The sequence below is a fragment of the Picosynechococcus sp. PCC 7117 genome, assembly GCF_001693275.1.
Lineage (GTDB): Bacteria > Cyanobacteriota > Cyanobacteriia > Cyanobacteriales > MRBY01 > MRBY01.
Genome location: NZ_CP016477.1, coordinates 1300228 through 1326676, shown reverse-complemented (window position 1 = coordinate 1326676; position 26449 = coordinate 1300228). Strand labels below are relative to the sequence as shown.

Annotated in this window: 28 protein-coding genes; 9 read left to right on the top strand and 19 right to left on the bottom strand. The window is 48.5% G+C overall.

Annotated features, from left to right (window positions below; genetic code table 11):
* Positions 1-47: 47 nt before the first annotated feature.
* From secA to AWQ22_RS06450, 3 genes are all read right to left on the bottom strand, one after another.
* Positions 48-2864, bottom strand: coding sequence for a preprotein translocase subunit SecA (gene secA, locus AWQ22_RS06460; RefSeq protein WP_012306880.1), 2817 nt, complete (start codon positions 2862-2864; stop codon positions 48-50).
* A 346-nt stretch (positions 2865-3210) separates the two neighbouring features.
* Positions 3211-3546 (bottom strand): photosystem II reaction center protein Psb28, encoded by a 336-nt coding sequence (gene psb28 / locus AWQ22_RS06455; protein ID WP_012306879.1) that lies wholly within the window; start codon positions 3544-3546, stop codon positions 3211-3213.
* A gap of 122 nt (positions 3547-3668) precedes the next feature.
* Positions 3669-4016 (bottom strand): hypothetical protein, encoded by a 348-nt coding sequence (locus tag AWQ22_RS06450; RefSeq protein WP_012306878.1) that lies wholly within the window; start codon positions 4014-4016, stop codon positions 3669-3671.
* A gap of 67 nt (positions 4017-4083) precedes the next feature.
* Here AWQ22_RS06450 and AWQ22_RS06445 point away from each other — a divergent pair, with 67 nt between their 5' ends.
* Complete coding sequence (locus AWQ22_RS06445; protein WP_065710539.1) at positions 4084-5037, top strand: DNA polymerase III subunit delta'; 954 nt, start codon at positions 4084-4086, stop codon at positions 5035-5037.
* Here the strand turns inward: AWQ22_RS06445 and AWQ22_RS06440 are convergent.
* Both AWQ22_RS06440 and thiL read right to left on the bottom strand, forming a co-directional pair.
* On the bottom strand, positions 5027-5848 hold the full coding sequence (locus AWQ22_RS06440; RefSeq protein ID WP_065710538.1) for a carbohydrate ABC transporter permease: 822 nt from the start codon (positions 5846-5848) through the stop codon (positions 5027-5029). The genes AWQ22_RS06445 and AWQ22_RS06440 overlap by 11 nt on opposite strands.
* A 71-nt stretch (positions 5849-5919) precedes the next feature.
* Positions 5920-6912 (bottom strand): thiamine-phosphate kinase, encoded by a 993-nt coding sequence (gene thiL / locus AWQ22_RS06435; RefSeq protein WP_084448968.1) that lies wholly within the window; start codon positions 6910-6912, stop codon positions 5920-5922.
* Between the two features lie 101 nt (positions 6913-7013).
* On the opposite strand from thiL, the gene AWQ22_RS06430 reads away from it, so the two are divergent.
* On the top strand, positions 7014-7586 hold the full coding sequence (locus AWQ22_RS06430) for a hypothetical protein (RefSeq protein WP_065710537.1): 573 nt from the start codon (positions 7014-7016) through the stop codon (positions 7584-7586).
* Position 7587: 1 nt separating this feature from the next.
* Here the strand turns inward: AWQ22_RS06430 and AWQ22_RS06425 are convergent, their stop codons facing one another.
* The 3 genes from AWQ22_RS06425 to AWQ22_RS06415 form a co-directional block, all read right to left on the bottom strand.
* Entirely contained in the window at positions 7588-10725 is a 3138-nt protein-coding gene (locus AWQ22_RS06425; protein ID WP_065710536.1) for an alpha-mannosidase, read from the bottom strand.
* A 33-nt stretch (positions 10726-10758) separates the two neighbouring features.
* Entirely contained in the window at positions 10759-11493 is a 735-nt protein-coding gene (locus tag AWQ22_RS06420; RefSeq protein ID WP_065710535.1) for a GDSL-type esterase/lipase family protein, read from the bottom strand.
* A 64-nt stretch (positions 11494-11557) separates the two neighbouring features.
* Positions 11558-12715, bottom strand: coding sequence for a 2-succinylbenzoate--CoA ligase (locus tag AWQ22_RS06415; protein WP_065710534.1), 1158 nt, complete (start codon positions 12713-12715; stop codon positions 11558-11560).
* A gap of 67 nt (positions 12716-12782) precedes the next feature.
* Here AWQ22_RS06415 and AWQ22_RS06410 point away from each other — a divergent pair, with 67 nt between their 5' ends.
* Positions 12783-13082, top strand: a complete 300-nt coding sequence (locus tag AWQ22_RS06410) for a DUF3593 domain-containing protein (RefSeq protein WP_030006473.1) — start codon at positions 12783-12785, stop codon at positions 13080-13082.
* A 2-nt stretch (positions 13083-13084) separates the two neighbouring features.
* Here the strand turns inward: AWQ22_RS06410 and AWQ22_RS06405 are convergent, their stop codons facing one another.
* From AWQ22_RS06405 to rimM, 4 genes are all read right to left on the bottom strand, one after another.
* Positions 13085-15022: an FAD-dependent oxidoreductase gene (locus AWQ22_RS06405; RefSeq protein WP_084448967.1), complete on the bottom strand. Its 1938-nt coding sequence runs from the start codon at positions 15020-15022 to the stop codon at positions 13085-13087.
* Between the two features lie 101 nt (positions 15023-15123).
* Entirely contained in the window at positions 15124-16014 is an 891-nt protein-coding gene (prmA, locus tag AWQ22_RS06400) for a 50S ribosomal protein L11 methyltransferase (protein ID WP_062433597.1), read from the bottom strand.
* A gap of 62 nt (positions 16015-16076) precedes the next feature.
* Positions 16077-17654: a phosphoglycerate dehydrogenase gene (serA, locus tag AWQ22_RS06395; protein WP_012306867.1), complete on the bottom strand. Its 1578-nt coding sequence runs from the start codon at positions 17652-17654 to the stop codon at positions 16077-16079.
* 219 nt (positions 17655-17873) lie between these two features.
* Positions 17874-18401, bottom strand: coding sequence for a ribosome maturation factor RimM (rimM, locus tag AWQ22_RS06390; RefSeq protein WP_012306866.1), 528 nt, complete (start codon positions 18399-18401; stop codon positions 17874-17876).
* A gap of 139 nt (positions 18402-18540) precedes the next feature.
* Between rimM and AWQ22_RS06385 the strand changes: the two genes are divergently transcribed.
* Together AWQ22_RS06385 and AWQ22_RS06380 are read left to right on the top strand one after the other, a co-directional pair.
* Positions 18541-19098 carry a thioredoxin family protein gene (locus AWQ22_RS06385; protein ID WP_065710532.1) on the top strand — a complete coding sequence of 186 codons (558 nt, stop codon included), beginning with the start codon at positions 18541-18543 and terminating at the stop codon, positions 19096-19098.
* Between the two features lie 151 nt (positions 19099-19249).
* Positions 19250-19723: a hypothetical protein gene (locus AWQ22_RS06380; protein WP_012306864.1), complete on the top strand. Its 474-nt coding sequence runs from the start codon at positions 19250-19252 to the stop codon at positions 19721-19723.
* A 22-nt stretch (positions 19724-19745) separates the two neighbouring features.
* Here the strand turns inward: AWQ22_RS06380 and AWQ22_RS06375 are convergent, their stop codons facing one another.
* Positions 19746-20339, bottom strand: a complete 594-nt coding sequence (locus AWQ22_RS06375; RefSeq protein WP_065710531.1) for an L-threonylcarbamoyladenylate synthase — start codon at positions 20337-20339, stop codon at positions 19746-19748.
* 3 nt (positions 20340-20342) lie between these two features.
* Positions 20343-20996, bottom strand: a complete 654-nt coding sequence (locus AWQ22_RS06370; RefSeq protein ID WP_065710530.1) for a DUF2301 domain-containing membrane protein — start codon at positions 20994-20996, stop codon at positions 20343-20345.
* On the opposite strand from AWQ22_RS06370, the gene AWQ22_RS06365 reads away from it, so the two are divergent.
* Positions 20975-21364 carry a hypothetical protein gene (locus AWQ22_RS06365; protein ID WP_065710529.1) on the top strand — a complete coding sequence of 130 codons (390 nt, stop codon included), beginning with the start codon at positions 20975-20977 and terminating at the stop codon, positions 21362-21364. The two genes, AWQ22_RS06370 and AWQ22_RS06365, sit on opposite strands and share 22 nt — an antisense overlap.
* On the opposite strand, the gene AWQ22_RS06360 is transcribed toward AWQ22_RS06365, so the two are convergent.
* On the bottom strand, positions 21343-22386 hold the full coding sequence (locus tag AWQ22_RS06360; protein WP_065710528.1) for a pentapeptide repeat-containing protein: 1044 nt from the start codon (positions 22384-22386) through the stop codon (positions 21343-21345). The two genes, AWQ22_RS06365 and AWQ22_RS06360, sit on opposite strands and share 22 nt — an antisense overlap.
* Before the next feature lie 134 nt (positions 22387-22520).
* Here AWQ22_RS06360 and AWQ22_RS16550 point away from each other — a divergent pair.
* A protein-coding gene (locus AWQ22_RS16550; protein ID WP_397428282.1) for an IS1 family transposase occupies positions 22521-23230 on the top strand; the annotation gives its coding sequence in 2 pieces (ribosomal slippage) (positions 22521-22806 and positions 22806-23230; 711 coding nt in all).
* Between the two features lie 72 nt (positions 23231-23302).
* Here the strand turns inward: AWQ22_RS16550 and AWQ22_RS06350 are convergent.
* Positions 23303-23611, bottom strand: coding sequence for an XRE family transcriptional regulator (locus AWQ22_RS06350; RefSeq protein WP_065710527.1), 309 nt, complete (start codon positions 23609-23611; stop codon positions 23303-23305).
* Positions 23612-23736: 125 nt separating this feature from the next.
* On the opposite strand from AWQ22_RS06350, the gene AWQ22_RS06345 reads away from it, so the two are divergent.
* A complete protein-coding gene (locus AWQ22_RS06345) occupies positions 23737-24114 on the top strand; it encodes a hypothetical protein (RefSeq protein WP_157094590.1) in 378 nt (125 codons plus the stop codon).
* A 22-nt stretch (positions 24115-24136) separates the two neighbouring features.
* Here the strand turns inward: AWQ22_RS06345 and AWQ22_RS06340 are convergent, their stop codons facing one another.
* Positions 24137-24517, bottom strand: coding sequence for a phasin family protein (locus AWQ22_RS06340; protein ID WP_012306861.1), 381 nt, complete (start codon positions 24515-24517; stop codon positions 24137-24139).
* A gap of 204 nt (positions 24518-24721) precedes the next feature.
* Between AWQ22_RS06340 and AWQ22_RS06335 the strand changes: the two genes are divergently transcribed.
* Positions 24722-24946, top strand: a complete 225-nt coding sequence (locus tag AWQ22_RS06335; RefSeq protein ID WP_012306860.1) for a ferredoxin family protein — start codon at positions 24722-24724, stop codon at positions 24944-24946.
* 82 nt (positions 24947-25028) lie between these two features.
* Here AWQ22_RS06335 and mnmH read toward each other — a convergent pair whose 3' ends face one another.
* Entirely contained in the window at positions 25029-26090 is a 1062-nt protein-coding gene (gene mnmH, locus AWQ22_RS06330) for a tRNA 2-selenouridine(34) synthase MnmH (protein ID WP_065710525.1), read from the bottom strand.
* A 101-nt stretch (positions 26091-26191) separates the two neighbouring features.
* The gene (locus AWQ22_RS06325) at positions 26192-26440 is read right to left on the bottom strand and encodes a hypothetical protein (RefSeq protein WP_012306858.1); all 249 of its coding nucleotides are present in this window, start codon (positions 26438-26440) and stop codon (positions 26192-26194) included.
* Positions 26441-26449: the final 9 nt, after the last annotated feature.

Below are 26449 nucleotides of genomic sequence, written 5' to 3'. Positions count from 1 at the left end.
AAAAAATCCCCCAAGGAGGGGGAGCCATTCGGTATTTAAAGAGATATTTATACCGCTTGGGGTTGTTGGGGTTGCCGTTGGGGCTGGAATTGGAACAGGGAGTAAACCACATTCCGGCGGATGTCGATCATCATTTCCAGGAACATTTCGTAACCCTCTTGTTTGTATTCAATCAAAGGATCTTTTTGACCATAGCCCCGTAAACCGACAGATTCCCGTAGGGCATCAATGGCCTGGAGGTGTTCCCGCCAGAGGGTATCGATCTGCTGGAGGATAAAGAACCGTTCTGCCTGGCGCATCAAACCGGGTTGACTTTTCTCCACCTGGGCTTCCTTGAGGTCGTAGGCTTTACGCACTTCTTCATGGAGGAAGGTTTTAATTTCTGGAACGGTCATATCCTCAATATCCTTGGGTTCTAGATCTTCGAGGAGGTAGATAAATTCCTTCGCTTTATCGAGGAGCTTATCGAGTTTCCACTCTTCGGGGGGCAGTTCGGGGTTAACGTAGGCCTCGACAATTTCGCTCATGGTCTTTTCGGCGTATTGGATGACCTGCTCTTTGAGATCTTGCCCCTCTAAGACCCGACGGCGTTCAGCATAAATGGCCCGCCGTTGATTGTTCATTACTTCGTCGTATTCAAATACCTGTTTCCGGGCGTCGTAGTAGAAGGTTTCGACTTTCTTCTGGGCACCTTCGAGGGAGTTGGTAAGCATTTTTGATTCGATGGGCATGTCTTCTTCAACCCGGAAGGCATTCATCAAACCAGCGACGCGATCGCCCCCGAAAATTCGCAGGAGGTTATCTTCGAGACTGAGGAAAAATCGCGTTGAACCGGGGTCCCCTTGACGACCGGCCCGGCCCCGCAGTTGGTTATCGATCCGGCGGGATTCGTGGCGTTCCGTCCCAATGACGTGAAGACCGCCATTTTGAATCACCTCGTCATGCTCCACGCTGGTGAGGTCATGGTAGGTTTTTTCGATGGCATGGTATACCGTCCGCAATTTTTGCACCACAGGATCGGCGGTGGGGGCATTTTCCGAGGCGATCGCCAACTTTTCTTCGGCCTCTAGTTCCGTCAAACTTTGGTTGCCATATTGATCAACCGCGAATTTTACCGCTTCCTTAAGCTGCTGTTCTAGGTCTGTGGGCAGTTCCGTTGGATAAATGTCGAGGGTGGTTTTCCAGGTTTTTTTCTTCTGTTTATTGTTGGTATCAAAACCCTGGCCGCCGCTGTTTTTACCACTACCGGCGATCGCAAAATTGCCCTCATCCTCTGGTTTAACGATCTGGGGCATAAAATATTCGCGCATCTTCAGGCGAGCCATATATTCCGAGTTCCCGCCGAGGATGATATCTGTACCACGACCCGCCATATTTGTGGCGATCGTCACAGCCCCTTTACGACCCGCCTGGGCGACAATTTCCGATTCCTTCTCGACATTTTCAGGTCGCGCATTCAAGAGATTATGGGGAATACCCAACTCATGGAGATAGGCTGAAATAATCTCTGACTTTTCTACACTGGTGGTCCCGACTAGCACCGGCCGACCTGTTTCGTGCATCTGGGCACATTCTTCGGCAACGGCCCGCCACTTCGCTTTCTCATTTTTGTAAACCACATCCGCCAGATCTTGCCGCTTGGTGGGACGATTAGTGGGGATGATCGTCACCTCAAGGTTATAGACCTTTTCAAATTCTGTTTCTTCGGTTTTGGCTGTCCCCGTCATCCCAGAAAGTTTGGGATAGAGCAAGAAAAAGTTTTGGTAGGTAATATTGGCGAGGGTCTGGGTTTCTTTTTGGATCGTGACCCCTTCTTGGGCTTCGATCGCCTGGTGGAGGCCGTCGCTCCAGCGTCGTCCTGGCATAATCCGGCCCGTAAATTCATCGACGATTACTACCTCATCGCCGCGTACGATGTAGTTCACATCTTTCTTAAATAGTTCCTTGGCTTTAACGGCATTGAAAATATAGTGGGCCCAAGGATTTTGCTCGTCGTATAAATCCGTCACTCCTAGCAATTGTTCTGCTTTGGCAAACCCTTCGTCGGTCATCAAAACGTTGCGCGCTTTTTCATCGACTTCGTAGTCACCGGGGCCGTCTTCTTCGACTTGGGGCACCAACTGTTTCGCAATTTCCGCCGCTTGGAGGTATTTTTCAGTGGGGCGTTCGATTTGACCAGAAATAATCAGAGGCGTTCTGGCCTCATCAACGAGGATCGAATCGACTTCGTCAATGATGCAGTAGTTAAAGGGACGCTGCACGACCTCTTGGATTGTGGTGGCCATATTGTCCCGCAAATAATCAAACCCTAATTCAGAGTTGGTGGTGTAGGTAATATCGCAGCGGTAGTTTTCAATCTTTTCGGCTGGCCCCATGCTGGACTGGATTAGCCCCACAGTAAGGCCCAAGAAACGGTGTACCTGCCCCATCCATTCGGCGTCCCGGCGGGCGAGGTAATCGTTCACGGTGACCACATGAACCCCTTTCCCCGTGAGACCGTTGAGATAGGCGGGCAGGGTGGCAACGAGGGTTTTTCCTTCCCCAGTCCTCATCTCGGCGATTTGCCCTTTGTGGAGCACGATCCCCCCCAAAAGCTGGACATCGTAGTGGCGCATCTGGAGTACTCGCCAAGCGGCTTCGCGAACAACGGCAAAGGCTTCGGGGAGGATTTCGTCTAAAATTTCTTCGGTTTCTTCGTCGCTATTGGCTTTGTCGAGCTTGGCGCGAAATTCTACGGTTTTCTGGGCTAAGGCTTCGTCTGTAAGGTTGGCAAAATCCTCTGCGAGCAGGTTGATCTCAGCGACGAGGGGCTGAAACCTTTTGAGTTTGCGGGCGTTGGGGTCACCAAATAGCTTTTTAAACATAGGATTTTGATTACAAACGGAGGATTAGGGGAGAAAAATATGCATTGCGCTGGCACTAACTGAACGCTATTTTCCCAATTTTGGGTTTTGGCGTTGGGCGATCGCAAATATTAATTTAATAACTTTTTTTAATTATGTTATCACTCCCGTTTTCGGTGAGAGAGTGGGGAAAATACGCCAGGCCATAGAATTCTATCGGCGATCAAAAGGCGATCGCCCCTGGCATTTGGCTCGTGAATACCAAAGCAAGCCACAATCTGACGCATCATAATTTGCGCAACCGTGACAGGCAATATTCCTGGAGCAGGCAACCGAATACCAAGGACGGAGAGACGTTTGGCCGGGCCTAAGCTTTAGTGAATTCGAGGCCGTTTTCCGCCGCATAACGTTCCATAAACCGCATAAAACGATCCCATTCAGCGGTCGAGCGCATCACCAAGCGCGCTTCAATAATGCGTGGTTTCCCATCATAAAATTTTGCTTTGACTTCGCGGGTGACAATTTCGCCTTCTTCGTCGATGAGGTACATACCCGTAATTTCATCGGTACTTTCTTGGGCGAGGGCGGCGGGATCTTCAAAGGAAAATACAGCGGTGCCGGTACTACCATCGGGGGAACGGGTTAAGCGGATACCGGGAACTTCGGGTTCATTAACGCCTTGGGAAAACTGAATAACGGCCATAATAATTTAATTTTTCTTCATATATTTGTGCCCCTATCTTCTCATACTCCCATCGGTTTGTTGATGGCCTGGGTCGGGAAAAGCGGGACTTTTTTGACAAAAGCCTGGGGGAAAATCAGGGATTAATCGAGGTTATTTGTTTCTAATTCCCAGGGCTGTTGGGCGTTCACGGTTTTCAAAATCTGTTCAAAGATCGACCGACAATGGTTATCGGTATGGAGGGGGAGTTCTTGGTTTTTCGCCACAAAATCCACTTGCAGTTTGCCATCTTGAACTTTGTTGCGGTCAAATAAGACTTCAAGCTCCACAAGTTTGGTGAAAGAGACGTTGCCGGGTTTTTCTTTGGCCATGATGTAACCTCCCGTCTCATAGGTGAGGTTGAGGTCGCATTCCTGGATGATATCCCTGAGGGAAGCGAGCATCTCTGGTTCGGAGAGTCCAACGAAGTAGGAGCAAGTATAACGCGCCATAAAAAATATCTTTCAACCATGCTGAAGCATTCTTTTTTATATTACCGAACGGGAGGCCCCTAACCGAATGATTTCTCTCGATCAGGTTCTTGGTCAACCCCAAGCCGTCTCACTCTTGCGTCAGGCGATCGCCCAGGATCGTCTGGCTCCTGCCTACCTATTTGCGGGGCCAGAGGGCATTGGTCGCAGTTTGACAGCCAGGGGTTTTACGACGGCCCTTATGACCCAGGAAGTACCAGAAGCAGCCCAACGTCTGATTCGTTATAAGCTCCTAAAAAATAATCACCCCGATTTGCTGTGGGTAGAACCCACCTACCAGCACCAAGGCAAACTCTACACCCCAGCCCAGGCCCAGGAAGCTGGCTTAAAACGGAAGGCACCGCCCCAGATTCGCATTGAACAGATCCGCCAATTGGGGGAATTTCTCAGTCGTCCTGCCCTGGAAGCTCCTCGTTGTGTGGTGGTGATCGAGGCGGCCCAGACCATGGCAGAGGCTCCGGCTAATGCTCTTTTAAAAACCCTAGAGGAACCCGGCAACGCGACGTTAATTTTGTTAGCCCCCAGCGGCGATAGTTTGTTGCCGACCCTCGTTTCCCGCTGCCAAAAGATCCCCTTTTATCGCCTTTCCCAGGACGATGTGGCGCAAATTTTAACGGCCCAAGGTTATCGACACATTTTGGCCGATGAAACGATTTTGGCGATCGCCCAGGGGAGTCCCGGTGCCGCAATTCAAATTTACGAGCTACTGAGTAATGTCCCCCAAGATTTATTACAAAGCCTCCAGCAACTCCCCCAAAACCCCCTTGGCGCTTTTAGCCTCGCGAAGGAAATTCACAATGCCCTTGACATAGAAGTGCAATTGCAACTCATTGACTACCTCCAATATCAGTACTGGCAACGGTTTCACAATGATCAACTGATCCAGCGCCTCGAAACCACCCGAAAATACCTCCGTAATTATGTTCAGCCCCGTCTCGTGTGGGAAACTTTTTTCTTAGAATTTTGCCAAGCTAACCCTTAACACCACTGCTGCTGTCACTGGGGATGATGTAACGCTGGAGGAAAACAAACAGGATCATCACCGGCAGGATAGAGATAATCGAACCCGCCGCGATCAAGCGCCAATCGAGGGAAAACTGGCCCGCCAAGGTCGCCACCCCCAGGGGCAAAGTATAAAATTCCGGACGGTCAATGACGATCAGCGGCCAGAGGAAATCGCTCCAGGCACCGATAAAGACAAAAATTGCCAGGGTAATCAAAGCCGGACGCACGGCAGGCACCATAATGTGCCACCAAATGCCCAGTTCCGAACAGCCATCAATGCGGCCCGCTTCTTCTAATTCTTTGGGCACCCCTTGAAACGCCTGTCGCAGCAAAAAAATCCCAAAGGCAGAGGCCAGACTGGGAAAAATAATCCCCAAGTAAGTATTACGCAGACCAAGCTGCACGGTCAGGACATACAGGGGAATCATCACGATCTGAAAGGGGATCATGATCGTCGAGACGATGGTGGCAAAAATAGCATCCCGGCCCCGGAAGTCCAGACGTGCTAGGGGATAGGCTGCCAAGGCGCAAAACAGAAGATTGAAGCCCACGGTGAGGACTGCAACGAGGGTGCTATTGAAGAGGTAGCGGCCAAAGGGATGTTGTTGCCAGACTGTGATGAAATTATTCAGGGTCGGCGCTTGGGGAATGAGTTGGGGTGGAAAGCTAAAGACGTTTTCGGTGGGGGATTTGAGGGCAGTGCTCAACAACCAGAGCAGGGGAAAAAGCATCACTAGGGCGATCGCCCCCAGAAGGAGATAAGTGGCAGCGGTTTTCAGGCGATTCATGGAGGGCCGACATGGAGAAGATTGCAGCCTTATTTTGTCACATTCGGCTGGGGATCTCGGCAAGGAAAACGTTAGGCAAAGTGCTGAAAGGTTTGGGTTTGGCTTAATGGCATGGTTTGGCCTGCACCATTGGCGATCGCCACCGTTTGCTCGGCGGTAATCTGGCCGATAATCGCCCCTTGACCTGAAAGCTTGGCCAGGAGCTGTTCCGCCGCCGTCGGGGGGAGACAAAGCACCAGTTCAAAATCCTCGCCACCATACAAAGCCCACCGCAAAGCCGTTTCTGGATTTTGATAACGCCGGAGGGCCGGGGACAGGGGAATTTTCTCTGCTTCCACTACGGCACCGACACCACTGCATTGACAAATTTGCAGCACGGCATCGGCTAAGCCATCGCTACTATCCATCCCCGCTGGGGGCGAATCTGAGGGGTTTAAATACGCCAGCACATCCAGGCGGGGTTTGGGCGTTTGGTGAGCGCGGATCAAAGCTTGGCGATCGCCTGTCGATAAAGTTTGGGCGCGAGAATCATTATGGAGCAGCAATTCCAGACCCGCACGGGAATCCCCGTGGTAACCCGTGACAAGAATCACATCGCCCACTTTTGCGGTACTACGTTGAATTGCGCGGTGCGGCGACACGACCCCAAAGGCCGTAATGCCAATGGTTTTGATGGGCGATCGCGTCAAATCTCCACCGACCAGAGGCGTACCATAACGACCCAAACAGGCGGCCAGTCCTTGATAGAGCTGATCAAGCCAAAAGATTAGTGTTTCCGGCGGCAGAGATAAACCCACAGTAATGCCGATTGGCGTGGCCCCCATTGCCGCTAGATCCGATAAATTCGCCGCCACTGCGCGCCAGCCCACTTTCTCTGGAGGCATCGTGCGATCGCCAAAGTGCACCCCATCCACCAGCACATCCGTCGTCACGACCAAATTCTGACCAGGGGGAAACCCTAAAACCGCTCCATCATCGCCGATAATTTCTGCCGGACAAAACCGCTGCAACCGCTGGAGAATCTCTGCTTCCCCAAAATCCTTGAGACATTTCATTTCTGCCATGGTTCTTTAGCCAAGCCCTTCATCATGAACCGTTTACACCTCGAAAAAGTATAGTAATTGACTAAATCCATTACTTGTTCTGTAAAATCGAGGAAAGAGTAATGGACTATGACAACATGGGTACCAAAAATAAAGCCGTCACCGCCTATCTCCCCGAAGAAATTGAAGCACGTCTGACCGCTTTTTGTTTGGAAAATGGTCTGTCCCGCCAAGGCAAAAAAAGCGGCAAAGAGAAGCCCGCCCTGGGCACAGGCATTATCGAAGTGCTGCGGATCTTTTTTAGTGCTGACCTCAATGGCAACACCCCTACCCCTGTTTTAGACAAAGATGAACTCCAGGCCATTGTCTCTAAAACCCTCCCCAGTAATGTACCAACCCAGGAATGGGTACAAACGGAAATTCAACAGGCGATCGCCCTGCTCAAGTCCGAATTAAACAGCCCGGCCCAAACCACCGAAATCCAACCCAGCCCCGAAAAAAAAAGTCCTCTTGTCCTGAAACAAGCTGATCTAGCCCGCCGCCTCCGCTCCAATCCCTCGACCCTGAGTCGCCACAATCAAAAAGGGGGCCAACATTTTGCCCAGTGGTCGAAGGCCAAAGATCCCGAATCTGTCGCCTGGCAATACCGTGGCGTCGAAGAAAATAGCAAAATGTATGAAACAATCGAGCTTTGAACTAGGTGTCTTTCGCGTTTTGATGTTTTTCTAAGCGATAACTTTGGACTCTCCAAGGTTGAATCGGGATGTCAATTGTTTGTGAAATCGTATCTTCTAAACCATTTACTTGCTCTGTGATGGTTAACCCCAAAGTATTACTATAATTTAATTTGGTTGTTTGGCCACAAGCTTCATAGAAACGGAGAATATAATCTTGATTTGATTCCGCCTGTTTCAATGCCAATAAAATCAAATTATCTGAGCCTAATGTCAAAAAAGAATGGTGGGGTTGTAAACAGTTCTGGTTGGCAATAATGTCAGGAACCACTGCCCGTAAAGGTGAATTGAAATTCCGTGCTAAATTAACGGTTCTCGCCCTTTGCCATGGGCCACTATGGGGATATAGGGCGTAGGCTAAATAATGCCTACCTCGATCGGCTTGAGGGTCAGGCCAAAGGGGACTTTTGAGTAACGTTAGGCGCAATTGACTGGATTTTGCATCGTAGCCATGGTGATTTTTGGTGAGAATACTGACGCCATACTTCTCATTATGAAAATCAGCCCAGCGTAAGGCTGGCACTTCCCATTTTGCGGGATCAATTTCTGGTTTTCGTTCAATGGCACCACAGGGAGTTTCATAGGTGCAAGTAGCCCCGTTAATGGCAAAGGGGAACGCAACTTTTAAAACCACTTGTTCTTCTTGCCAATCCACAGTGCTATGAATTTTAAGCATTTTTCCCTGGCAATCGAGTTGATAGTCCTGGCTAAAAGTGGATTGATTTAATTGCTTTTTTACGCGGATAATTGAACGCACAGCATTTTTTTCTCGCCAGCGAATTGAAACTACTTCAGGGGAATGGAGAGGTTTGCTTTCATAATCAGGGGCAATATCCCAGGCGTCCCAGTATTGGCCTTTATCTTCAAAGACTTGCAGTTGATTGCCCGCATCAAAAAAGATATTTTTTTCATTTATTTTGTCAAAACATTGAGCTATATTTCCCGTTTCTGAGTCGATTTCAATACGAAGAAAATCATTCTCTAAAATAAAGTCTGGTTCATTCTGTAAATCGTTTTCTCTTTGGGTTGGTGCTTGCGAATCGGGACACAACCAGTAGAGGGAATAACCGACGGATGGCACTGTTGCGAGAAAAGATAAATATTTTTTGTCGTTGTGATCTGCCTGTAAATCTTCAACAATAATTTGTGGCTCGACTTTGTGGCCGTTCCAGTCGTAAACCGTCACTAAATCTGGAATACTTAAACTAACAACCTCTGTACGCTCCCAGTTGAAGTCATTAAATAAAAGTAGTGGTTTAGCCGCTTTTTCTAAGGGGCAATCATAGGTGATTTGCGAGGCGATCGCCTTAAAACTTTGGGACAACATCGCTTCCCCAGTATTAATCACTTCCTGCCATTGTTGGTTGGCTTCTGTAAAGACTTCAGGAATCGAAGTACCAGGCAAAATATCGTGAAATTGGTTAAATAAAACTTTTTTCCAGAGGTCTTTTAATTGGTTGTGAGATATTTCTGATCTAAAGGGATCTGTGTGAGGTAAATTGTTGGCGATCGCCGACCAAATTTCGACCTGGCGTAGTAGAGTTTCACAGTGATTATTAAAAATTTTTTGATCCCGGTGCACGCTATAGTAACCACGATGCAATTCTAAATAAAGTTCATCCTGCCAAACTGGTAAATTGGGGGTTTCTTTAACATGATTGAGGTAACTTTCTGCGGTGGAAAATTCTAATTTAGGAAAAAATGGCGACTGTTGCCACTTGCGGGCCACCTGTAACATATCCTTTGTGGGGCCACCGCCATGATCACCCACGCCCGGCAACCAAAAAATATCTTTTAAATGGGTTTGTGCTTCCCATTTTTGGGCATAAGTGGCCATCGTCAGCGGATTGGTATCCATAATTCCGGTGACATTGGGAGGCGTCATGAAGGTTAATAGTTCCGTGCCATCGGGCGATCGCCACCAAAATAAACCATGGGGAAAAGGAGCCGTATCATTCCAGTGGAGTTTTCCAGTGCCAAACGCTTTAATATCGCAATGCTGGGCCAGTTGAGGAAATTGATTGGGAAACCCAAAGGAATCCGGTAACCAAGCAATGGTTGAACGTCGGCCAAATTTTTCAAAAAAGTATTGTTGGCCATAAAGAAATTGGCGGATAATAGATTCTCCAGAAACCAAATTTACATCGGGCTCGACCCACGTTCCGCCTAATAATTCCCAACAATTATTATTAACTGCTTGTTGAATTTCTTCCCAAAGATCAGGACAATTTTTTTCAATCCAATCATAGAGGGCTGGGGTGCTATGGCCAAAAATCAATTCAGGAAATTCCCGTTGGAGATTTAAAACCGATTGAAATGTGCGTTGTCCTACTTCCCAGGTTTCAGAAGTTGTCCAGAGCCAAGCCATATCTAAGTGGGCGTGACCCAAAACATGAAATTTTCGTGTTTTAAGGCAACTGGCAACTGGTATTAGTTCTGTCCGAATTTCTGCTAACGTTTGATTAAATGTTTGTGTATCTGTGACTTGTGCCCAAGGGATATGATTTAAGTGCGCTTCTACAAAAGTTATTTTTTCCGGATCATAACGCGCTAAATAGTCGGTCAAAATTTGTAATTCTGTGGCAAAACTCCCCGCTTCTGAAATCTCTAAGGTCGGGGATTCAAAGATCAAACTCGACTTCATTAATGCGCCAATGTCATGGCCCGGACTAACGAGGGCGATCGCCACCTCAAAAGTTTGATTTGCTTGGGCCTGATCCGTTAATAGTAACCGCGTTGAAGAATCAAATAAATCACCTTCACAAACTAATTTACCGTTGACAAAAATTGCGGCAATTTCGGCCCACCAAGTAAGATTTAAGCGGGCATTGAATCCGGAAATATTATAATTATTAATACTTTCGGGGAGCGTAATTTTTTGGTAAAACCAAGCGAGCTTTAACCCCTTTTCAAAAACGAGATAACCATTATTATTTGGTTGAATTGCTGCGAGCTGAGTGGGTTGAAAGGTTGCTAAATCTGGCCGAAATGTTTTCGGAACAGCGGTCTCCGTTTGGTAAAATTGCCATGTCGTTTGGGTCGGCAATGCAACAAAACTTTTTAGGCGCTCGATGGTCGCTTGGATAACAGGGGATGCCATGGGAGATTTTCAGCCAGAGAACTGACTTTTATCTTAAACCCCAAGGGATACTGGTGTTTTCGATGAAATTGAGCAAGTGTTACCAAAATCGAGTTGGGCGATCGCCTGCCAGTTGATCACATCTTGAAAGAGCATCGCATAGCCTCCGCTGTTGGGGTGGAGACCATCGGCGCTGAGGTGCTCATTGACCCAGTGGGTGCCACGACTGAGCCACAAATCAAAAATATCTAGGTACGGAATTTGGCGATCGCCGCACAGCTTTTTCGTCAATTCTTTGTAACAATATTGTTCGCTGTGACTGTAATATAGGCAGTCGAGAAAGGGCATTTTAGCTTCATTAACGGGCACTTGACCGATAAAAATTACCGGACAAAATTGTTGCGCCTGTGCTAATAAATTGTCTAACTGGCTTTGGAAAAGGTCAAAATCCGTAAAACTTTTCCCATCGGGACGCCCCAGGCGCGGCGAATCATTGACCCCGACGGACAATAAAATTAAATCCGGCTGTTTATTACGCAATTCACCCCGTTGTTGGTACTCGGCTCCAAGGCGATCGCCCACCAATTTCACCGTATCACCGCGCACACCGAGGTTATAGAGCACATGGCCTTGGGGATTGCCCATCCAGTGGAGCCGTAATTGCTCGACCCAACCACCCCGGACTGGATCGCCAAACCCATACACCAAACTATCCCCGAAGGCGACGACCCGCAGCGGATGACGTTGGGCGTAGCTGGGGTTGATGTGGGTAGGACTAAGGGCAGTCATGGCAGATGTATTGGCAAAATTAAGCTTGCTTCATAAATCTACATCAAAAATGTCGTTTCAACCTTTACTGATAGCGATTTTCAATCATTTGGCGGAGTTTGATTCGGTTTAACTTTCCCTGGGCATTGCGCGGCAATTGTTCAACCAGCAACCAATGTTTTGGCTGTTTATAAGGGCTTAATTGCTTGGCGATCGCCATTTTTACCCTGTCTAAATCACTTGGATTTTTCAAACTCAGCACAGCAATGACAACTTCTCCCCAGTAAGGATCTGGCAAACCCAAAACTGCCGCATCTTTAACGAATTTCGTTCCTAGAATTGCCGCTTCAATTTCTGCTGGATAAATATTTTCACCGCCACTAATAATCTTCTGGCTTTGGCGTCCCAATAAATGTAAATAGCCTGCTTGATCGAAGTGACCTACATCATCGGTTTTTAGAATTTTAGGATGATCAAACTTGGGATAATAACCGAGAAATAACGATTGGGCCGCAATGGAAATTAAACCCGTTTTTGATAAAGATAAATTGGCATGGGGCAAAACTTGGCCCGCACAATCTTTGCCAGCTAAAAAGTCTGCTGGTTTTAGGGCTACCACCTGGGAAGCGGTTTCCGTCATGCCATAGGTCAGAGCAATCCGGAGCTGCAATTGCCGGGCTTGCTCAAGGAGCGATCGCCAAGGCGGAGCACCACCGAGTAATATTAAGCGGAACTGGGCCAACCATTGGGGGCAAATTTGAAGTAATACTTGTAATTGAGTTGGTACTAGGGATAGACAAAAATTACTGACATCCCAATCCGGCAAAATGCCGCGTTTTAGAGCTTGATAGTCGCCGAATTTAAAGTCCCCCCCACTCAAATGCGATCGCCACCATTGCATCAAGCCGCTGACATGGTAGAGGGGCAAAATACAAAAACAATTTACCCGTTCTAAAGCGAAGAAACGTTGGAAAGCCTGGGCCGAAGCAGACAAGGTTTCAGGGGTATGAATTGCTAACTTTAGCTGTCCTGATGTGCCGCCAGTGGGAATTAAAATGTGGGATTTTTTTGTTAGAAGTTCTGGCCTTTGATCTTGCCCTAAGAGTGATTTAATTTGTGTCCGTTCTGAAGTTTGCCAAGTAGAATTGACCAGCAACACGGATTCGTGACGGGCGATCGCTTTTTGAAACGCTTCAGCAAAGAAGGTTGGATTTTTTTGATCAATGATTTGGAGCGACGACATCAAAGCAAATAGACAGAATCCTTTAAAATACGGAGACAAACGCCCCTTGGTTGCTGATTATTCCATAATGTTCTCCAAAGAAACTTTTTTTGCCCTGTCCCTGTTTCCCTATCTCGGTTTTTTATGGTTCCTGACCAAATCCGGGAAAACGCCAAAACTGGCCCTGATCGGCTTTTACGTCCTCCTCGTTTTTGTGGCGATCTCCATTCCCGCCGGCATTTACGCCCAGGTGCAATATGGCGAAGAGTTGGCAAATGTGGACTGGCTCCATGGCAGCGCTGAATCTTTTTTGACCCTCTCCAACGTGCTGGTGGTCTTGGGTTTTGTCGGGGCGATCGCCAAACTCAAACAGACCAAATCTGAATAAATTTAGATTTTAAAAACTCCCTCTGGATTCACCGAGAGAATCGGCCGCCGCTGTATCCCTTCCCGTTGGAGAACGCTATTGGCAGCGAGCAAGCCGCTACTGATCGCCCGTTCCATTAAGCCACAGGGGAACGGCATTTTTACCCAATCTCCTGCATACATGAGGTTGCTAATTTCGCTTTCGGTGGTGGGGCGATCGCCATAGCTATTGGGGGGATAGCCAGAGAAATTCTTTTGGTTCACCAGTTGCCGATGAAGCACCGTCGCTCCCTTGAGTTCCGGTACAATTTCGTATAGTTCCTGCTCAAAGGTGGCCAACAGTGCCTCTTGGGTGGGAAATTCTTTTTCCTTGTAACAGTAAGCATGGAGCTCCACCACACTGCCCCCGGTGCGGGCGGCCCAATCCTTAAACTGGGTCTGGATTTGGTGATACAGGGTAATGCTATCGGTCAAGGCATAGCCCGACAATGATGCAAACTTACTGTGCTCCCAGGGGAAATCTCGATCCAACCAGAACCGTCCCACCGCAAAGGGATCAGAAACCACCAATTGATCAACTTTACGTTCTGCCTCTGGATCCCGGTCTCCCACTAAGCGGGTAAATAAATGGCGAGTTCCAGGTACGTCCGTCGCCAGCACCACATAATCGGCGGCAAGGGTGCCCCGCTGGAGTTCATCACTGGGATTTTCGGCTACTAACTGTACCTGATCAGCTTCACGGGCCTGGACTTTAAAGGGAGCTAAATCCCGTTGGGCGGGGCCACTCAGGCGTTTACCATTGGCATCATAGCGAGCGCCATGGCAGGGACAGAGGAAAGATCCATCCGGTTGCCGACCGACGGTACAACCCTGGTGGGTACAGGTTAAGGACAAGCCCTCCTCCGTTGCCGGATTGACCGCATACATTGCATCTCCAGCGCCGTAGTATTCCAGACTGTCATCGGTAATCAATTCATTCTGCTTCGTCCAAAAAGGCACATCCGTTTGCTCGTCTCCCTGTTGGTAGGCGATCGCCTGGATTTTGTTGTCCTGACATTGAATTTCGCTGACGGACACATCGGTCAAAATTTGGCCCCCTTTCGCGCGGATGGCATTGGCAATGGGTTGAACGAGGCTCGTGCCCATGTCATCTACGGTGCCGTTAAACGCCAGGCCCTCTGGGTTCCCAAAAAAGTAGAAGTGGAAAAATTGCAGCAATTCCCCTGTGCTCAAGGTATCAGGAGCATTGAGGCTAGATTTAGCAAAGGGCAAAAAGTAGAGGTCATAAAGGCCCTGGGGAAATTCACCCCGGACCCAATCCGCCACGGTAATAGTGTCGTAGGTGTCGTAGGTGCGGGGGATTTTAAAGCCCGTGATCGCGTGGAAAACCTCTAAATGCTTAATTTTTGTGAGGTTAATGCCCCAACGGAGTCGGTTCGGCGAAGAAATGGCGAGATCCACGATATTCCAAGGAAAGGCGGTATTACTGGGACGAAACACCTCCGGGCGATAGCGGTCTGGATCTTTGAAAACGAGGGAATAAAAATCTAAGGATTGAAAATTGTCGTTGATGCTCAGTTCACTGACCAAGCTCTTGAGGTTGTAATACTGGGGGAAAAAGCCGTGGAAGCCATGTTCCATCATGAACTCGTCTTCACCGACATTAATTTTCCAACTGGCGACCTTGCCACCGAGTTGGGGAGCTTTTTCTAACAGCGTGACCTGAAAACCCCGTTGGCTTAATTCGTAGGCAGCGGCCAGCCCTGCTAAACCGCCCCCAATGACAACGACTTTTTTCCCCTGGGTGTGATAGTGGGGTAAATCCAAGGATTCTTGCTGGTGGATCGTCGGGTGGGGTTTGGCGAAGCGGGTGTACCCGACCATCGATCCGGCGGCTCCCACCCCAAGGAGTTTGAGGGCGCTACGGCGGGAAATGGGGGGAAGGGAAGTGTTGTCACTCATGCCATTCAGTTTAATTGCACATCTAGTGTCAATTATTATGAACTGATTTGCTGGGGGTGGGTTGTTTTTTTCGGCACTTTGTCACATTTGCGCAAAAAGACTTAGTTTCGGCGGATATTGAAGCAACACCATTCGTCTTTCTTCCAGAGGGCGGCGATCGCCCAGCCATTTTGCTCGAGGGTATCGGCGATGGGTTGAATTTGTTCGATCAGAATGCCGCTGAGGATGCCCCAGGTGTCCGGTTTGGCGATCGCCGACATCTTGGGGATCAGCTCAATAATAATTTCCGCCAGGATATTACAAACAATCCCGTCAAAGGGCTCCGGGTACATTTGGGGAAGGGTATCGATGCTACCCTGGGCGACGACCATGCGCTCTGGTTCGATGTTATTGAGCGCCCGATTACTGTTGGAGGCAGTCACCGCCAAAATATCCGTATCCACCCCAAAGGTTTGCTTCGCCCCCAAAAGGAGAGACCCGATGGAAAGAATCCCCGAACCACAGCCAATATCCGCGATTACCTGGGTTTCTGGTTGCTGCCCTAAACGCATTTCTAGGGCTTCGAGGCACAGTTGGGTGGTCTGGTGAGCGCCAGTCCCAAAGGCAGAACCCGGATCGAGGCGCAATAGGAGGCGTTCTGAATGGGTGGGCACTTCTAACCAGGCTGGGTAAATCAACAGGCGATCGCCAATTTCTTGGGGTTGCCAATGGCTCTTCCAGCTACTTGACCAATCTTCCTCATCAATGAGATGCCACTTAACCGCGGGTTTAGGCAAACGGGCAAGTAAAGCATCCTGTTTCAGTAGCAGCGCTAAGGCCGCAAGATCTAAATGATCAAACTCCGCCTGAGGACTATAGGCACGAATCAGGTAGGACTGCCCCTTCTGCTCCCCCGCCATTCCCCGACAGCCAAAATCATCTAAGCGCCAGAAAATCGTCTCTTCTAAACTCGGGTCGCAGAGGATCTGTAATTCCCACCAAGTTGTTGTCATCTTTTTCCCCTTGTCGTTGGCCAGGGGAAAGTATCCAGAGACCTTTCCCCCGTAGCTTAACCTTACAGCTTAACCGTATAGGCATCCCGGATGCCGGTTACCTTCGTAATCTCACTCAGAACGCCTTCTGGCAGCGGATCATCCAAGCTCAGTACCATCACGGCATCACCCCGGACAATCTTGCGGCCCACCTGCATACTGGCAATGTTCACATTAAAGCTGCCCAGCAGAGAACCAATCTTCCCGATAATCCCCGGCACATCCCGGTGGAGCGTAAAGAGCATATAGCCCGTCGGCGGCACATTGATTGGGAAACCATTGATACTGGTAATGCGGATATCCCCATCACTCAACAGCGCCCCATTGACGGAGTGTTCCCCATCGGCCCCAGTGGCTTCTAGGTGAATAGCCCCGGTGTAATCACGTACCGATTCATCACGGGTTTCAATGATCCGGATGCCCCGTTCCTTCGCTTCAATTTCTGCGTTTACATAGTTGACCCGTTCCCGCAATGCCGGAGAAAGTAAGCCTTTGAGAGCAGCCACAACCAAGGGTTTGGCTTCTTTTTCGGCTAAATCCCCTTGGAGGGTCACATTTAATTTTTCGATGCGGCCCCCGGCCAACTGACCGACCATGTTCCCTAGGGTCTCCGCCAACTGGAGATAGGGACGCAGTTTTTCCATGACGTTGGCATTGAGGCCAGGAATATTCACCGCAGAGCGTGCTGGCAACCCTAAAATGACATCCCGAATTTGCTCGGCAACATCAACGGCAACATTTACCTGGGCTTCAGCAGTAGAAGCACCCAAGTGGGGCGTAAGGACGACATTATCCAAGGCCCGGAGTTCGGATTCACCCAGGGGCTCTTCTTCAAAAACATCCAAAGCGGCCCCACCAAGGCGACCTTCTTGGATCGCTTTAGCAACGGCGGCTTCGTCAACAACGCCACCGCGAGCACAGTTAACAATGCGGGTGGTGGGTTTCATTTTGGCGATGGACTCTTCGCCAATTAAATGGGTAGTTTCGGGGGTTTTGGGGACGTGGAGGGTAATGTAGTCAGCTTCCCGGAACAGGTAATCGAGATCGACGAGGCGACAACCCAATTGTCCGGCCCGTTCTTCGGAGATAAATGGATCGTAGGCGAGGAGCTTCATGCCTAGGGCTTTACCGACGCTAGCTACGTGGGCACCAATTTTGCCGAGACCGACAACGCCGAGGGTCTTTTTGTAAACTTCTGCGCCGATGAATTTTTTCCGGTTCCATTCTTTGGCTTTGACGGACTGGTTGGCATCGGGGATGTGGCGAGAGAGGGACAACATCATCGCGAGGGCATGTTCGGCGGCGGCAATGGTGTTTCCTTCGGGGGAGTTGACGACGATGATCCCTTGGCGGGTGGCGGCGGGAATATCGACATTGTCAACACCAACCCCAGCACGGCCAATGATTTTGAGGTTTTTACCGGCTTCGATCACTTCTTTGGTGACTTTGGTCCCGGAGCGAATCATCAGGGCATCGTATTCGGGAATAATGCTGATGAGTTCTTCGAGGGGTAATCCGACTTTAACGTCTACTTGGGCGACCTGGGAGAGGATATCGATTCCGGCTTGGTCGATAGAGTCGGAAACAAGAACTTTAGCCATAACAATTCGATTAAATATAAATGTTTCGTTTGGGTCGGATACTGCGGGTCGTGTCGCCGGGGGCGGGGTTTGGGGGAAGTTCCCGTGGGCACGAGGGCTACAGATCCTTAAGTTTTTGTATAGAACAAAGGATTATTCTATCCTGACTGCTCACCCTGGACGGATTTTTCCCTGGGGGCGATCGCCTTTTTTCTAGATTTACAGGCGGAGTTTTGGTACTTAAATCTCAAAAAGTCCGGGAGGGGCATCCACTTCCAGGCGATTTTCTACCAGATCAACGACGGGGACAATGGCTTTCACGAAGGGGACAAGGTGCTTTTTCTGGTTGGCATCGGTGACTTCGAGGACGTCCTGGGCCGCCGTGTAGAGATCGCTGACAATCCCTAGTTTTGCTTGGGTGTTGTAATCAAATACCTCAAGGCCAATCAGGTCGCTGACATGGTATTCGTCGGCTTCGAGTTCGGGGCGATCGCCTGCCCGCACCAGGACTTTGGCACCCCGGATATTTTCTGCTTGGGTGCGGTCTTGGATATGTTCAAATTTCACCACAAATAAATTTTTGCCAGGGATTTGTCGGCCCCGTTCGAGTTCTACCGACTGGGGGTCTTGGTTGGGTAGTTGTAACCACCGTTGACCGGGCACTTCGAAGCGTTCAGGAAAATCAGTGCTGGGATTAATTCGCACTTCCCCTTTAAGACCCTGGGCGGCCACCACCTGGCCAATGATGATCCAATCCTGTTCTGCCATGTTGCGCCTCGATGCCTTTTTTTAGAGCGATGTGAAAAATGTGGGTTAAAAACTCAGGCTTCTTACTTTATCGGATTTTTCTGACGGAACGCGCCCTTTACAATACTTATAAGTTTTACTTGGAATCTGGCCCTTAGCTATGACTGACACAAATTCTGGACAAAATAAACTCAAAGGTCTCGTAATTGGTTTGGTGGCGATCGCCTTGGCGGTATCCCTCGCCCTGGGGATCAAATTCCAGCCCCCTGCCGCTACCCTCGAAGCCCAGGCCGCCGAAGCTGTGCCCCTCACCGTCGCCCTCGACAATGGTCGCCCGACTTTGATGGAATTTTATGCGGATTGGTGTACCAGTTGTCAGGCCATGGCCCCGGATCTTCGGCAAATCAAACAAACCTACGGCGATCGCCTCAATTTTGTGATGCTCAATGTCGATAACGGCAAATGGCTCCCGGAAGTGCTGAAATACCGCGTTGATGGCATTCCCCACTTTGTTTTCCTTGATGAAACTGGTGAGGCGATCGCCGAAACCATTGGCGAACAACCCCGCAGTATTTTAGAAGCCGACCTCAATGCCCTCCTCGCCCACAACGACTTACCCTACACCTACGACCAGGGCCAGGTTTCTAAACTCGATCGCCCCAATCAAAAACCCCGCCAGAGTGATCCCCGTAGCCACGGCGCCCAGGTCAAATCCTAGGTTTTGGGCGAAAAACTTGCCTCACAAATTTTCCCAGAAAGGTTGGCTATAATTGAAGCCAATTTTAAGGCCCTGGCCCGTTCGCGCTGGTGCCTCAGATTTTTTAAAATACCCTAGGTTTCAGGTTACGCCCTATTTCAGTAAAGTACCTATGAATATTAAGTCTCTCCTCACCACCATCACTTGCTTGTCAGTCGGCTGTCTCGCCCCCAAAGCAGCCCTTGCCCACGCCATTGAAACGAACTTCCAAGTGCGCTTCGACAATTTCGAGCTCCAAAGCACCTTTGGCGATGGCGAAGTTTTCCCCAATGCCCCCGTTACGGTTTACTCTCCAGAAAATCCTGACCAACCGATCATGATTGGTCGCACCGATGAAAACGGGAAATTTAGCTTCAAAGCCGACACCACCAAGGCCGGGGACTGGGCCGTAGAAATTGGTTCCGCCGACGATAGCCACTGGGATCGCCTGATTGTGCCCGTCCAAGCAGAGGGGATCGACGCCAACGCCATTAGCGAACTGCCCCAACCAGAACACAGCCATGATTACTTTGCCTATTCGTTCCTAGCGGGGATCGTCGGCTTGGGCCTTGTCTTTGGGATGCGCCAAAACCAAGACCGCGCTTAAACACAAATTATTTTTTACAAATTTACAAATTAAGGCTCACTGCCCCTTGACGGAGAATGCGCCAGCCGGAGCCTGTCCACTGGGCCACCGTCGAGGGCTGTCCACTGCCAATTTTGCCCGTTTGTTCCTGGGTTGTGCAATCGAGCACCGGGATTTCGGGAAATTCTTTGGCGATCGCCGTCATCCATTCGAGGGGGTCGCTACCAGAACGGTTGGCGCTGGTGGTGGCGAGGGGGCCTGTTTTGCGTAAAATCCCTTGGGCCAAGGCCAAATCGGGGACACGGACGCCAATGGTACCGGAATTGGTTGGATTCATCGCCGCCGAAACCTTTTCAGAAGCAGGTAGGACAAGGGTCAATGCCCCTGGCCAATATTCTTGGGCGATCGCCTGCCATTGCGCTTTTTCTGTCTCACTACCCACCACATAGTCCCAAATCTCCGGCAGGGAAGCCGTCATCAGGATCAGCGGTTTATCGGGCGATCGCCGTTTCAATTGATAGATCAGGGGGGCGGCGTCGGGTTTGGCCGCGAGGGCAGGCACGGTATCCGTGGGGAAGCTCACCACTTGGCCATTGTTTGCCTGGTCAACTAGGGCAGCAGCAGTAACGAGGGGCATTAATTATTGGGTTTGTTTGAGATGGTCAAATACACTTTTATCACCAATATCATCGGCGGGCTTTTGTGTAAATTTCCGAGCCGCAAAAATGATGAATAAAACGCTCCACAGACTGAACCCAATTTGGGCAACTGCTAACGGTAAAAGCTGAGTCAAGTGACCCAAAAGCAGCAGGGGCACCAGGGGCGTCAAAAGCATTGTTTCCAAACGTCGAAAACAAAAGCCCTCTTTAAAGAAAATTCCCGTCAAGGCGGCAAAAAGAAAGCCAATGCCCCAGAGGGTGTGGGGTTTTTCTAAAACGGTGACGAATAGCGGTTCTGGAAAAATGAGACCGAAGGCGATCGCCGCACCACAGCCCACAAGCCAAAAGCCCTGGAGCAGTCGGTGTAGAGGAATGAGATAAATATGAATCTTGGCCAAACTGAGACCCAGACCACCACAAAAGGCGACGAATAGTCCAGAAATTAATCCCTGCGTCCAACCCTGATCGCCTAAAGCAATAGCTAAAGCAGTACCAAAGCTAAAGGCACCAGCGGCGATCGCCAACCCCAGACGATAAAGAAAAACCTCCTGGCGATCGGCAGCGGTGATCGTAAATTTGCCGTAGTAACCGGCATACACTTCTGGGGTTTGGGGTGATAAAGAAGCATCAGACATTACTCTTTCCAGTTATCCATTTCCAAAACATCTACGTTTATCGTAAACTAGTCAATCAAACATTTACCCAGGGTTTTAATGATGAACCGCTAGGGGAAAGTTTGGAGGCGATCGCCCAGCGTTATTCCAACAGTCTTGTCCTGGTTTCCGGCAGTATCACCATTGATTTTCCTGATGAACTGCCCAGTTCCTTACCCCCAGAAGTTCAGGTCTATGGCACCAGGGTCACTCTAGTCTATGCTGACCTGAACCAGGCGATTTCAATTCTTCAAGACCAGTGGGCGATCGGGCAGCTTGATTTTAAAGTTTTTATACTCGTCCCCACCTTCTTAAATTCTGCTTTGAGCTATTCTATAATCGGTTCATAAACCTTACATTGTTTTATTTGTTCTGGAGAAAGAGCTTTAGAAAGACGTGTATCTTTTAGTTGGGCATTATTAAAAATTGCTGTCTCAATGTTTTGTACATTGCGTAAAGAAGCATTTTCCAATTGAGCACCGCTAAAATTTGTATTATGTAAGATAGTACAATCTAAAACTGAAGCAGTTAATTCTGCTTCGATAAATTTAGCATTTGTTAGATCCGTATCTATTCTTAGATGTGTCTCTCCAGCTAGACCTGGAGAAAAATTAGAATTCATTAAACATGCCTTTGAGAAGTCAGCGTTTTTCAAATTGGCCCCTCTAAAATCATTAGAAACTCCTTTTACATTTCTGAAAATAAGCTCTTCCCCATCAATATTATTAAAGCGAGAATTAAAAATTTTGGAAGAGCTAAAATCCACATTTTGAAAATCTGCTTGATAAAATTCCACACATTGGATTTTGCTCCCAGATAAATTACTATTACTAAATAAAGAATAAGAAAAGTTGTCCATTACTATGATGATTTCCTTTAAATCACAGTTTTCAAGTAGAAGATGATTAAAAAGCTTATATTTTTCCGTAGTTATTCCAAGAGATCTTAAAAAATAGATTATTGAATTTCTTCTCGCTGAGCTAGTTACAGTGCTTAAAATCTCAACGGTAAGAGCACGAGCAAATTTTAAAGAATCTTTTTCTTCTTCGCTGCTGGTCGGTTCGATTTTCCTAATTTCATCAATGATATCATTGATATTTTTCATGAAATTTTGCACATTTTTACTTTCTGTTCTTTCCCTGGACTCATTAGATTTTAACTCTTCTTCCATTTTTGTTCTTTTATCAAATTCTTTGTTTAGATAGAAGAGGGCTAATGGAATGAGGCAGCTCCCTATTACTTTCAGCCAATCCCTTATCTCTGAGCGTATTTTAGAATCGGCAAACGTAATCATAAAAATCGGAATAGATAATATAATTAATACAAAAACAAATACATAAAAACTTCCTAAAAGGCTATTATTTTTATTCATACACTTATTGACTTAAGTATTAAATATTTTTATAAATTACTACTGGCTTAAAATAAACAATTAGGGAAAAAGGTGGTACTAAAAGGGTAATGACGGTTTTGTTAAGGTAGAACGGAAGTCATTGACTCCGACCCATGCCTCAATGTCCCAGCTGTCAATCCCAACATACAGTCAAAAATGGGCACATCCACAACGGTAAACAGCGCTTTCTCTGCAAGCAATGCGGTCGTCAATTCGTGGAACATCCCACCAATAAACTCATTGATGCTGAAACCCGCGCTCTGATTGACCGTCTGCTTTTCGAACGTATTTCGATGGCCGGCATCGCCAGAGCTGTTCAAGTTTCTGAACAATGGCTGCAAAATTACGTCAATATGAAAGCAGCACAAGTACCAAGAAGGGCCAAGGTTGTCCCCAAAAAAAGGGGTCTTTAAAGGTGCAGTGTGACGAACTCTGGTCTTTTGTTGACCACAAAGGCAATAAACAGTGGGTCTGGCTGGCCCTTGACGTTCAAACCCGGGAAATTATTGGTCTGCACGTTGGTTGCCGTGGTCGAGAGAGTGCAAAAGCACTGTGGGCGTCATTGCCTGGGGTATATCGGCAATGTGGAGTCTTCTACACGGATGAGTGGGAAGCCTACCGTGGCGTATTCCCTTCAAAGCGTCATCGGGTGGTTAGCAAACAGAGTGGTAAAACCAGTTATATTGAGCGCTTTAATTGTACTGTGAGGCAAAGGATGTCACGGTTTGTGAGACGCAGTCTAGCCTTCTCCAAGTGTGTATTTAATCACATTGGACTATTGTGGAATTTCATCCATCACTACAATTCCTCATTACCCCTTTAGTACTACCGGGAAAAATATATTAATCAAATTCTAAACTTTCTGCTTATTTTTTGTTGATCTTCAAGTAACAGATCAACTATTTGCAGGCTCCTGAATATCATCTAACTCAATCCGTAGTCGCTTCCCAACGATCGCCGCTGCTTTTTCCATGGTTTTCAACGTCACCGAGGTATTTTCAGGATCTAGTAATCTTTGCAGGGAAGAACGGCTCGTCTTCATCGAAGCTGCCATCTGAGAACGACTCAAACCTTGTCGTTCCATTTCCTGGCTCAGTTGCCAAGCCAATACCCGCTTGAGAGCTAAAGCATTGACTTCAGCCAAAATGCCATCTTCCTCTAACAGGTCATCCAAGGAAGAACCAATATGCTGATTGTTCGTCATTTTATTGCCTCCAGATTACCCACATCGACTATTGCATCTTTTTTGATACACTCTGCGACCAATTATCCTCCCTTGGGGGAGGTGGCTGAAAGCCGGAGAGGGTATTTTTTGTCTTACACCAGAAAATGATGCTGAATTTTGCCGCACAAAAACTCAAGCCCAGTGAACCTGTCCGCTATCTGTTCTCAGTGATAGTGATTTTTATGAGTTTCGGTGCCTTTTTGTTGACCCTCGGTTCCATCGCCCAACAGGAGGAGAGGGAAATTGACCTCGTAGAAGAAGTCAGCAATAGCCCCAGCCACTATACGTTCAAAGTTAAATTCACTGAACTCGATGACCTCAAGGTAAAAGAGGGAGACACCGTGAAAATTAATCCGGTCATTGCCGATCGTCCCCAGGAACGCGATCACCTTCTGCTAGAAAAACAGCGATTAGAATTGGCGATCGCCCGCCTCGAAACCCTTAAAGTCATCCCATCTTTGGCCCCCGTGCCGTTCCCATGACCCCAGAACTGCCTCCTGTGAGTTACCGTTTCAAATTATTCAGCTCTGCTTGGAGAGATTCTACTTCCCGCCGGAGCCGTTCAGCTTCGTCCATGGCGTCGGTGTTTTCAGGTTCGTCATCGTCAAGGATTTCAATGCGGCGCGGCTCTTTGGTCTCGCTGTTGGAGCTTGTTGTCGTTTCTGGGCTTTGGGGCACTCGCTGTTGGGCCTGCTTGACCATTTCATTGACAAATTTTTTGGCCTCCTCGGCGTTCATCTCCCCTTTTTGCACCATCTCATCGGCGATGACCTGGGCCTGTTCGCGCAGATCATGGATCGTTGCCCCTGCTTTTTCGGCAGCGAGGGAAGCGGCCCCGACCCCAAGGTAAAAGGCCTTTTGTACTAAATCACTGAAGCCTGCCATAGTCTAAAGTCCTGTGTCATCAAGCGTGCTGTTTTAAGCATAGTCGATAAATTTGAGGCTTGGGCTGGGGGCGATCGCCTGTCCCCATAGCGAAGAGCAATATTCCGGAGCATCCTTTGGGGAGAAATAGCGAAACGTTGATCTTCTTGCAAGGAATCGGTTACAAACAGTAACAACAAGCAGTACATCTTTGAGGAAAAACCCTTGCCCCATTCCATTGTGACTGACGTTTGCGAAGGCATCGCGGATTGTGTCGAAGCTTGCCCTGTGGCTTGTATCCACGATGGCCCCGGTAAAAATGCCAAAGGTACCGATTGGTACTGGATTGATTTTGATGTGTGCATCGATTGCGGCATTTGTATTCAGGTTTGTCCCGTCGAAGGGGCAATTATCCCAGAAGAAAATGCCACGTTACAGCGTACTCCCTAATTTTTGGGACTTGATCTAGATCGTTTTGAAATGTGACAAATCCCCGCAGCAGGGGATTTTTATTAGCTGTATTAAATCTCTATTACCTTGAGCCAAGAGTCTTGATAAAGCTTTGAATGTCAGCGGCGTTTAACCCATTGAGGTGAATGGTTTGTTGGGGTTGGCGAAAATGGTGGGGCAGCGATCGCCGATAGGTGGGGTCATAATGCGCTTCGAGGATTGCCTCCACAAACTCTGGCCATTGTTGAGCATCGATTAAGTTGTACCAGGCTTGGATTTTGCCCTTGCCATATTTGGGTACGAGGTGACTGAGCAATTGTTTCAAGGTCGCTGGATGTTCGATGAGGTGGGGATATTCCGCGATGAGTAACTTAACCCGTTCGGCCATCGGTAAAACCACTTCCACCACAGGCGATCGCCGCATATTTTCCCAGAGGGGTTTCGGCACATGGATTTTGCCAATGGTCTTACTTTCTGACTCAACCCAAATCGGTCGCCTGGGATCAAAGGCTTGGAGCTGGGCCACCAGTTGTGACTCAAACCACTTTTGCGCAGGCTGTTGCTGGGGCGTTTCTTGCCACATTTGTCCTAACAGAGATCCCCGGTGGGCGGCGAGGGCTTCTAAATCTAAAACCTGAAACTGTGCTGCCTGTAATGCCTGGAGTAATTTTGTTTTGGCGCTGCCCGTATAGCCGCAGAGTACCCGCAAAGACAGGGTCGTTCCGAGATGGGCAAGGGCTTGGCGCACATACTGGCGATAGGTTTTGTAGCCCCCGGTCAAGAGAGTTGTTTGCCAACCGATTTGGCTGAGTACCGTCGCGAAACTGTGGGAACGCTGGCCACCGCGCCAACAGTAAATGAGGGGGTGAAATTCCTTGGGTTTTTCTAAAAAATGCGTTTCTAAGTGACGGCCAATATTTTTAGACACGAGGGCGGCCCCAATTTTACGGGCTTCAAAGGGCGATCGCTGGGTGTAGATGGTGCCCACCAAGGCCCGCTCTTCGTTATTTAACACCGGAAAGTTGACAGCACCGGGAATATGATCTTCGGCAAATTCCGCTGGCGATCGCACATCAATAATGTCTGTGTAGGGTTGAAAATTCTGATCCCAAGGATTTGTCGTGCTGTGAATCGGAGAAGCCATCGCCACCTAACTTTACGTTGTGAATCAAGCCTTCACCATAACAAAAAGACAGCCACGGGGCTGCCTTGGGGGTTTAGGTTTTAGCACAAGTCTAGGGAGGTCTAGAACAGAGGAGATAGGGGCGCGCTAAAGAAGATTGCGGCGAGGGCAAAGGCGACACCACCGGCTAACAACACATTGTTATAGAACCAACCAATTTCTTTTTCTTGGCCAAAGAGGTTTTCTTCTTGACCCGCCGAGAAGAAGAGAGACCAAGCTTGGGTCGCGGAAATGGTGGCGTTGCTAAAGTCCTTACGGAAAATAACGGGGGTGAAGAGATTTTCAGGTTTGTAATTAAAGTTGGTAACCATAAAATTGCC

Excerpts from the sequence above, each read along its gene's own strand:
- secA (WP_012306880.1), bottom strand. The coding sequence starts at position 2,864 with ATGTTTAAAAAGCTATTTGGTGACCCCAACGCCCGCAAACTCAAAAGG.
- psb28 (WP_012306879.1), bottom strand. The coding sequence starts at position 3,546 with ATGGCCGTTATTCAGTTTTCCCAAGGCGTTAATGAACCCGAAGTTCCC.
- AWQ22_RS06450 (WP_012306878.1), bottom strand. The coding sequence starts at position 4,016 with ATGGCGCGTTATACTTGCTCCTACTTCGTTGGACTCTCCGAACCAGAG.
- AWQ22_RS06445 (WP_065710539.1), top strand. The coding sequence starts at position 4,084 with ATGATTTCTCTCGATCAGGTTCTTGGTCAACCCCAAGCCGTCTCACTC.
- AWQ22_RS06440 (WP_065710538.1), bottom strand. The coding sequence starts at position 5,848 with ATGAATCGCCTGAAAACCGCTGCCACTTATCTCCTTCTGGGGGCGATC.
- thiL (WP_084448968.1), bottom strand. The coding sequence starts at position 6,912 with ATGGCAGAAATGAAATGTCTCAAGGATTTTGGGGAAGCAGAGATTCTC.
- AWQ22_RS06430 (WP_065710537.1), top strand. The coding sequence starts at position 7,014 with ATGGACTATGACAACATGGGTACCAAAAATAAAGCCGTCACCGCCTAT.
- AWQ22_RS06425 (WP_065710536.1), bottom strand. The coding sequence starts at position 10,725 with ATGGCATCCCCTGTTATCCAAGCGACCATCGAGCGCCTAAAAAGTTTT.
- AWQ22_RS06420 (WP_065710535.1), bottom strand. The coding sequence starts at position 11,493 with ATGACTGCCCTTAGTCCTACCCACATCAACCCCAGCTACGCCCAACGT.
- AWQ22_RS06415 (WP_065710534.1), bottom strand. The coding sequence starts at position 12,715 with ATGTCGTCGCTCCAAATCATTGATCAAAAAAATCCAACCTTCTTTGCT.
- AWQ22_RS06410 (WP_030006473.1), top strand. The coding sequence starts at position 12,783 with ATGTTCTCCAAAGAAACTTTTTTTGCCCTGTCCCTGTTTCCCTATCTC.
- AWQ22_RS06405 (WP_084448967.1), bottom strand. The coding sequence starts at position 15,022 with ATGAGTGACAACACTTCCCTTCCCCCCATTTCCCGCCGTAGCGCCCTC.
- prmA (WP_062433597.1), bottom strand. The coding sequence starts at position 16,014 with ATGACAACAACTTGGTGGGAATTACAGATCCTCTGCGACCCGAGTTTA.
- serA (WP_012306867.1), bottom strand. The coding sequence starts at position 17,654 with ATGGCTAAAGTTCTTGTTTCCGACTCTATCGACCAAGCCGGAATCGAT.
- rimM (WP_012306866.1), bottom strand. The coding sequence starts at position 18,401 with ATGGCAGAACAGGATTGGATCATCATTGGCCAGGTGGTGGCCGCCCAG.
- AWQ22_RS06385 (WP_065710532.1), top strand. The coding sequence starts at position 18,541 with ATGACTGACACAAATTCTGGACAAAATAAACTCAAAGGTCTCGTAATT.
- AWQ22_RS06380 (WP_012306864.1), top strand. The coding sequence starts at position 19,250 with ATGAATATTAAGTCTCTCCTCACCACCATCACTTGCTTGTCAGTCGGC.
- AWQ22_RS06375 (WP_065710531.1), bottom strand. The coding sequence starts at position 20,339 with ATGCCCCTCGTTACTGCTGCTGCCCTAGTTGACCAGGCAAACAATGGC.
- AWQ22_RS06370 (WP_065710530.1), bottom strand. The coding sequence starts at position 20,996 with ATGTCTGATGCTTCTTTATCACCCCAAACCCCAGAAGTGTATGCCGGT.
- AWQ22_RS06360 (WP_065710528.1), bottom strand. The coding sequence starts at position 22,386 with ATGAATAAAAATAATAGCCTTTTAGGAAGTTTTTATGTATTTGTTTTT.
- AWQ22_RS06350 (WP_065710527.1), bottom strand. The coding sequence starts at position 23,611 with ATGACGAACAATCAGCATATTGGTTCTTCCTTGGATGACCTGTTAGAG.
- AWQ22_RS06345 (WP_157094590.1), top strand. The coding sequence starts at position 23,737 with ATGATGCTGAATTTTGCCGCACAAAAACTCAAGCCCAGTGAACCTGTC.
- AWQ22_RS06340 (WP_012306861.1), bottom strand. The coding sequence starts at position 24,517 with ATGGCAGGCTTCAGTGATTTAGTACAAAAGGCCTTTTACCTTGGGGTC.
- mnmH (WP_065710525.1), bottom strand. The coding sequence starts at position 26,090 with ATGGCTTCTCCGATTCACAGCACGACAAATCCTTGGGATCAGAATTTT.
- AWQ22_RS06325 (WP_012306858.1), bottom strand. The coding sequence starts at position 26,440 with ATGGTTACCAACTTTAATTACAAACCTGAAAATCTCTTCACCCCCGTT.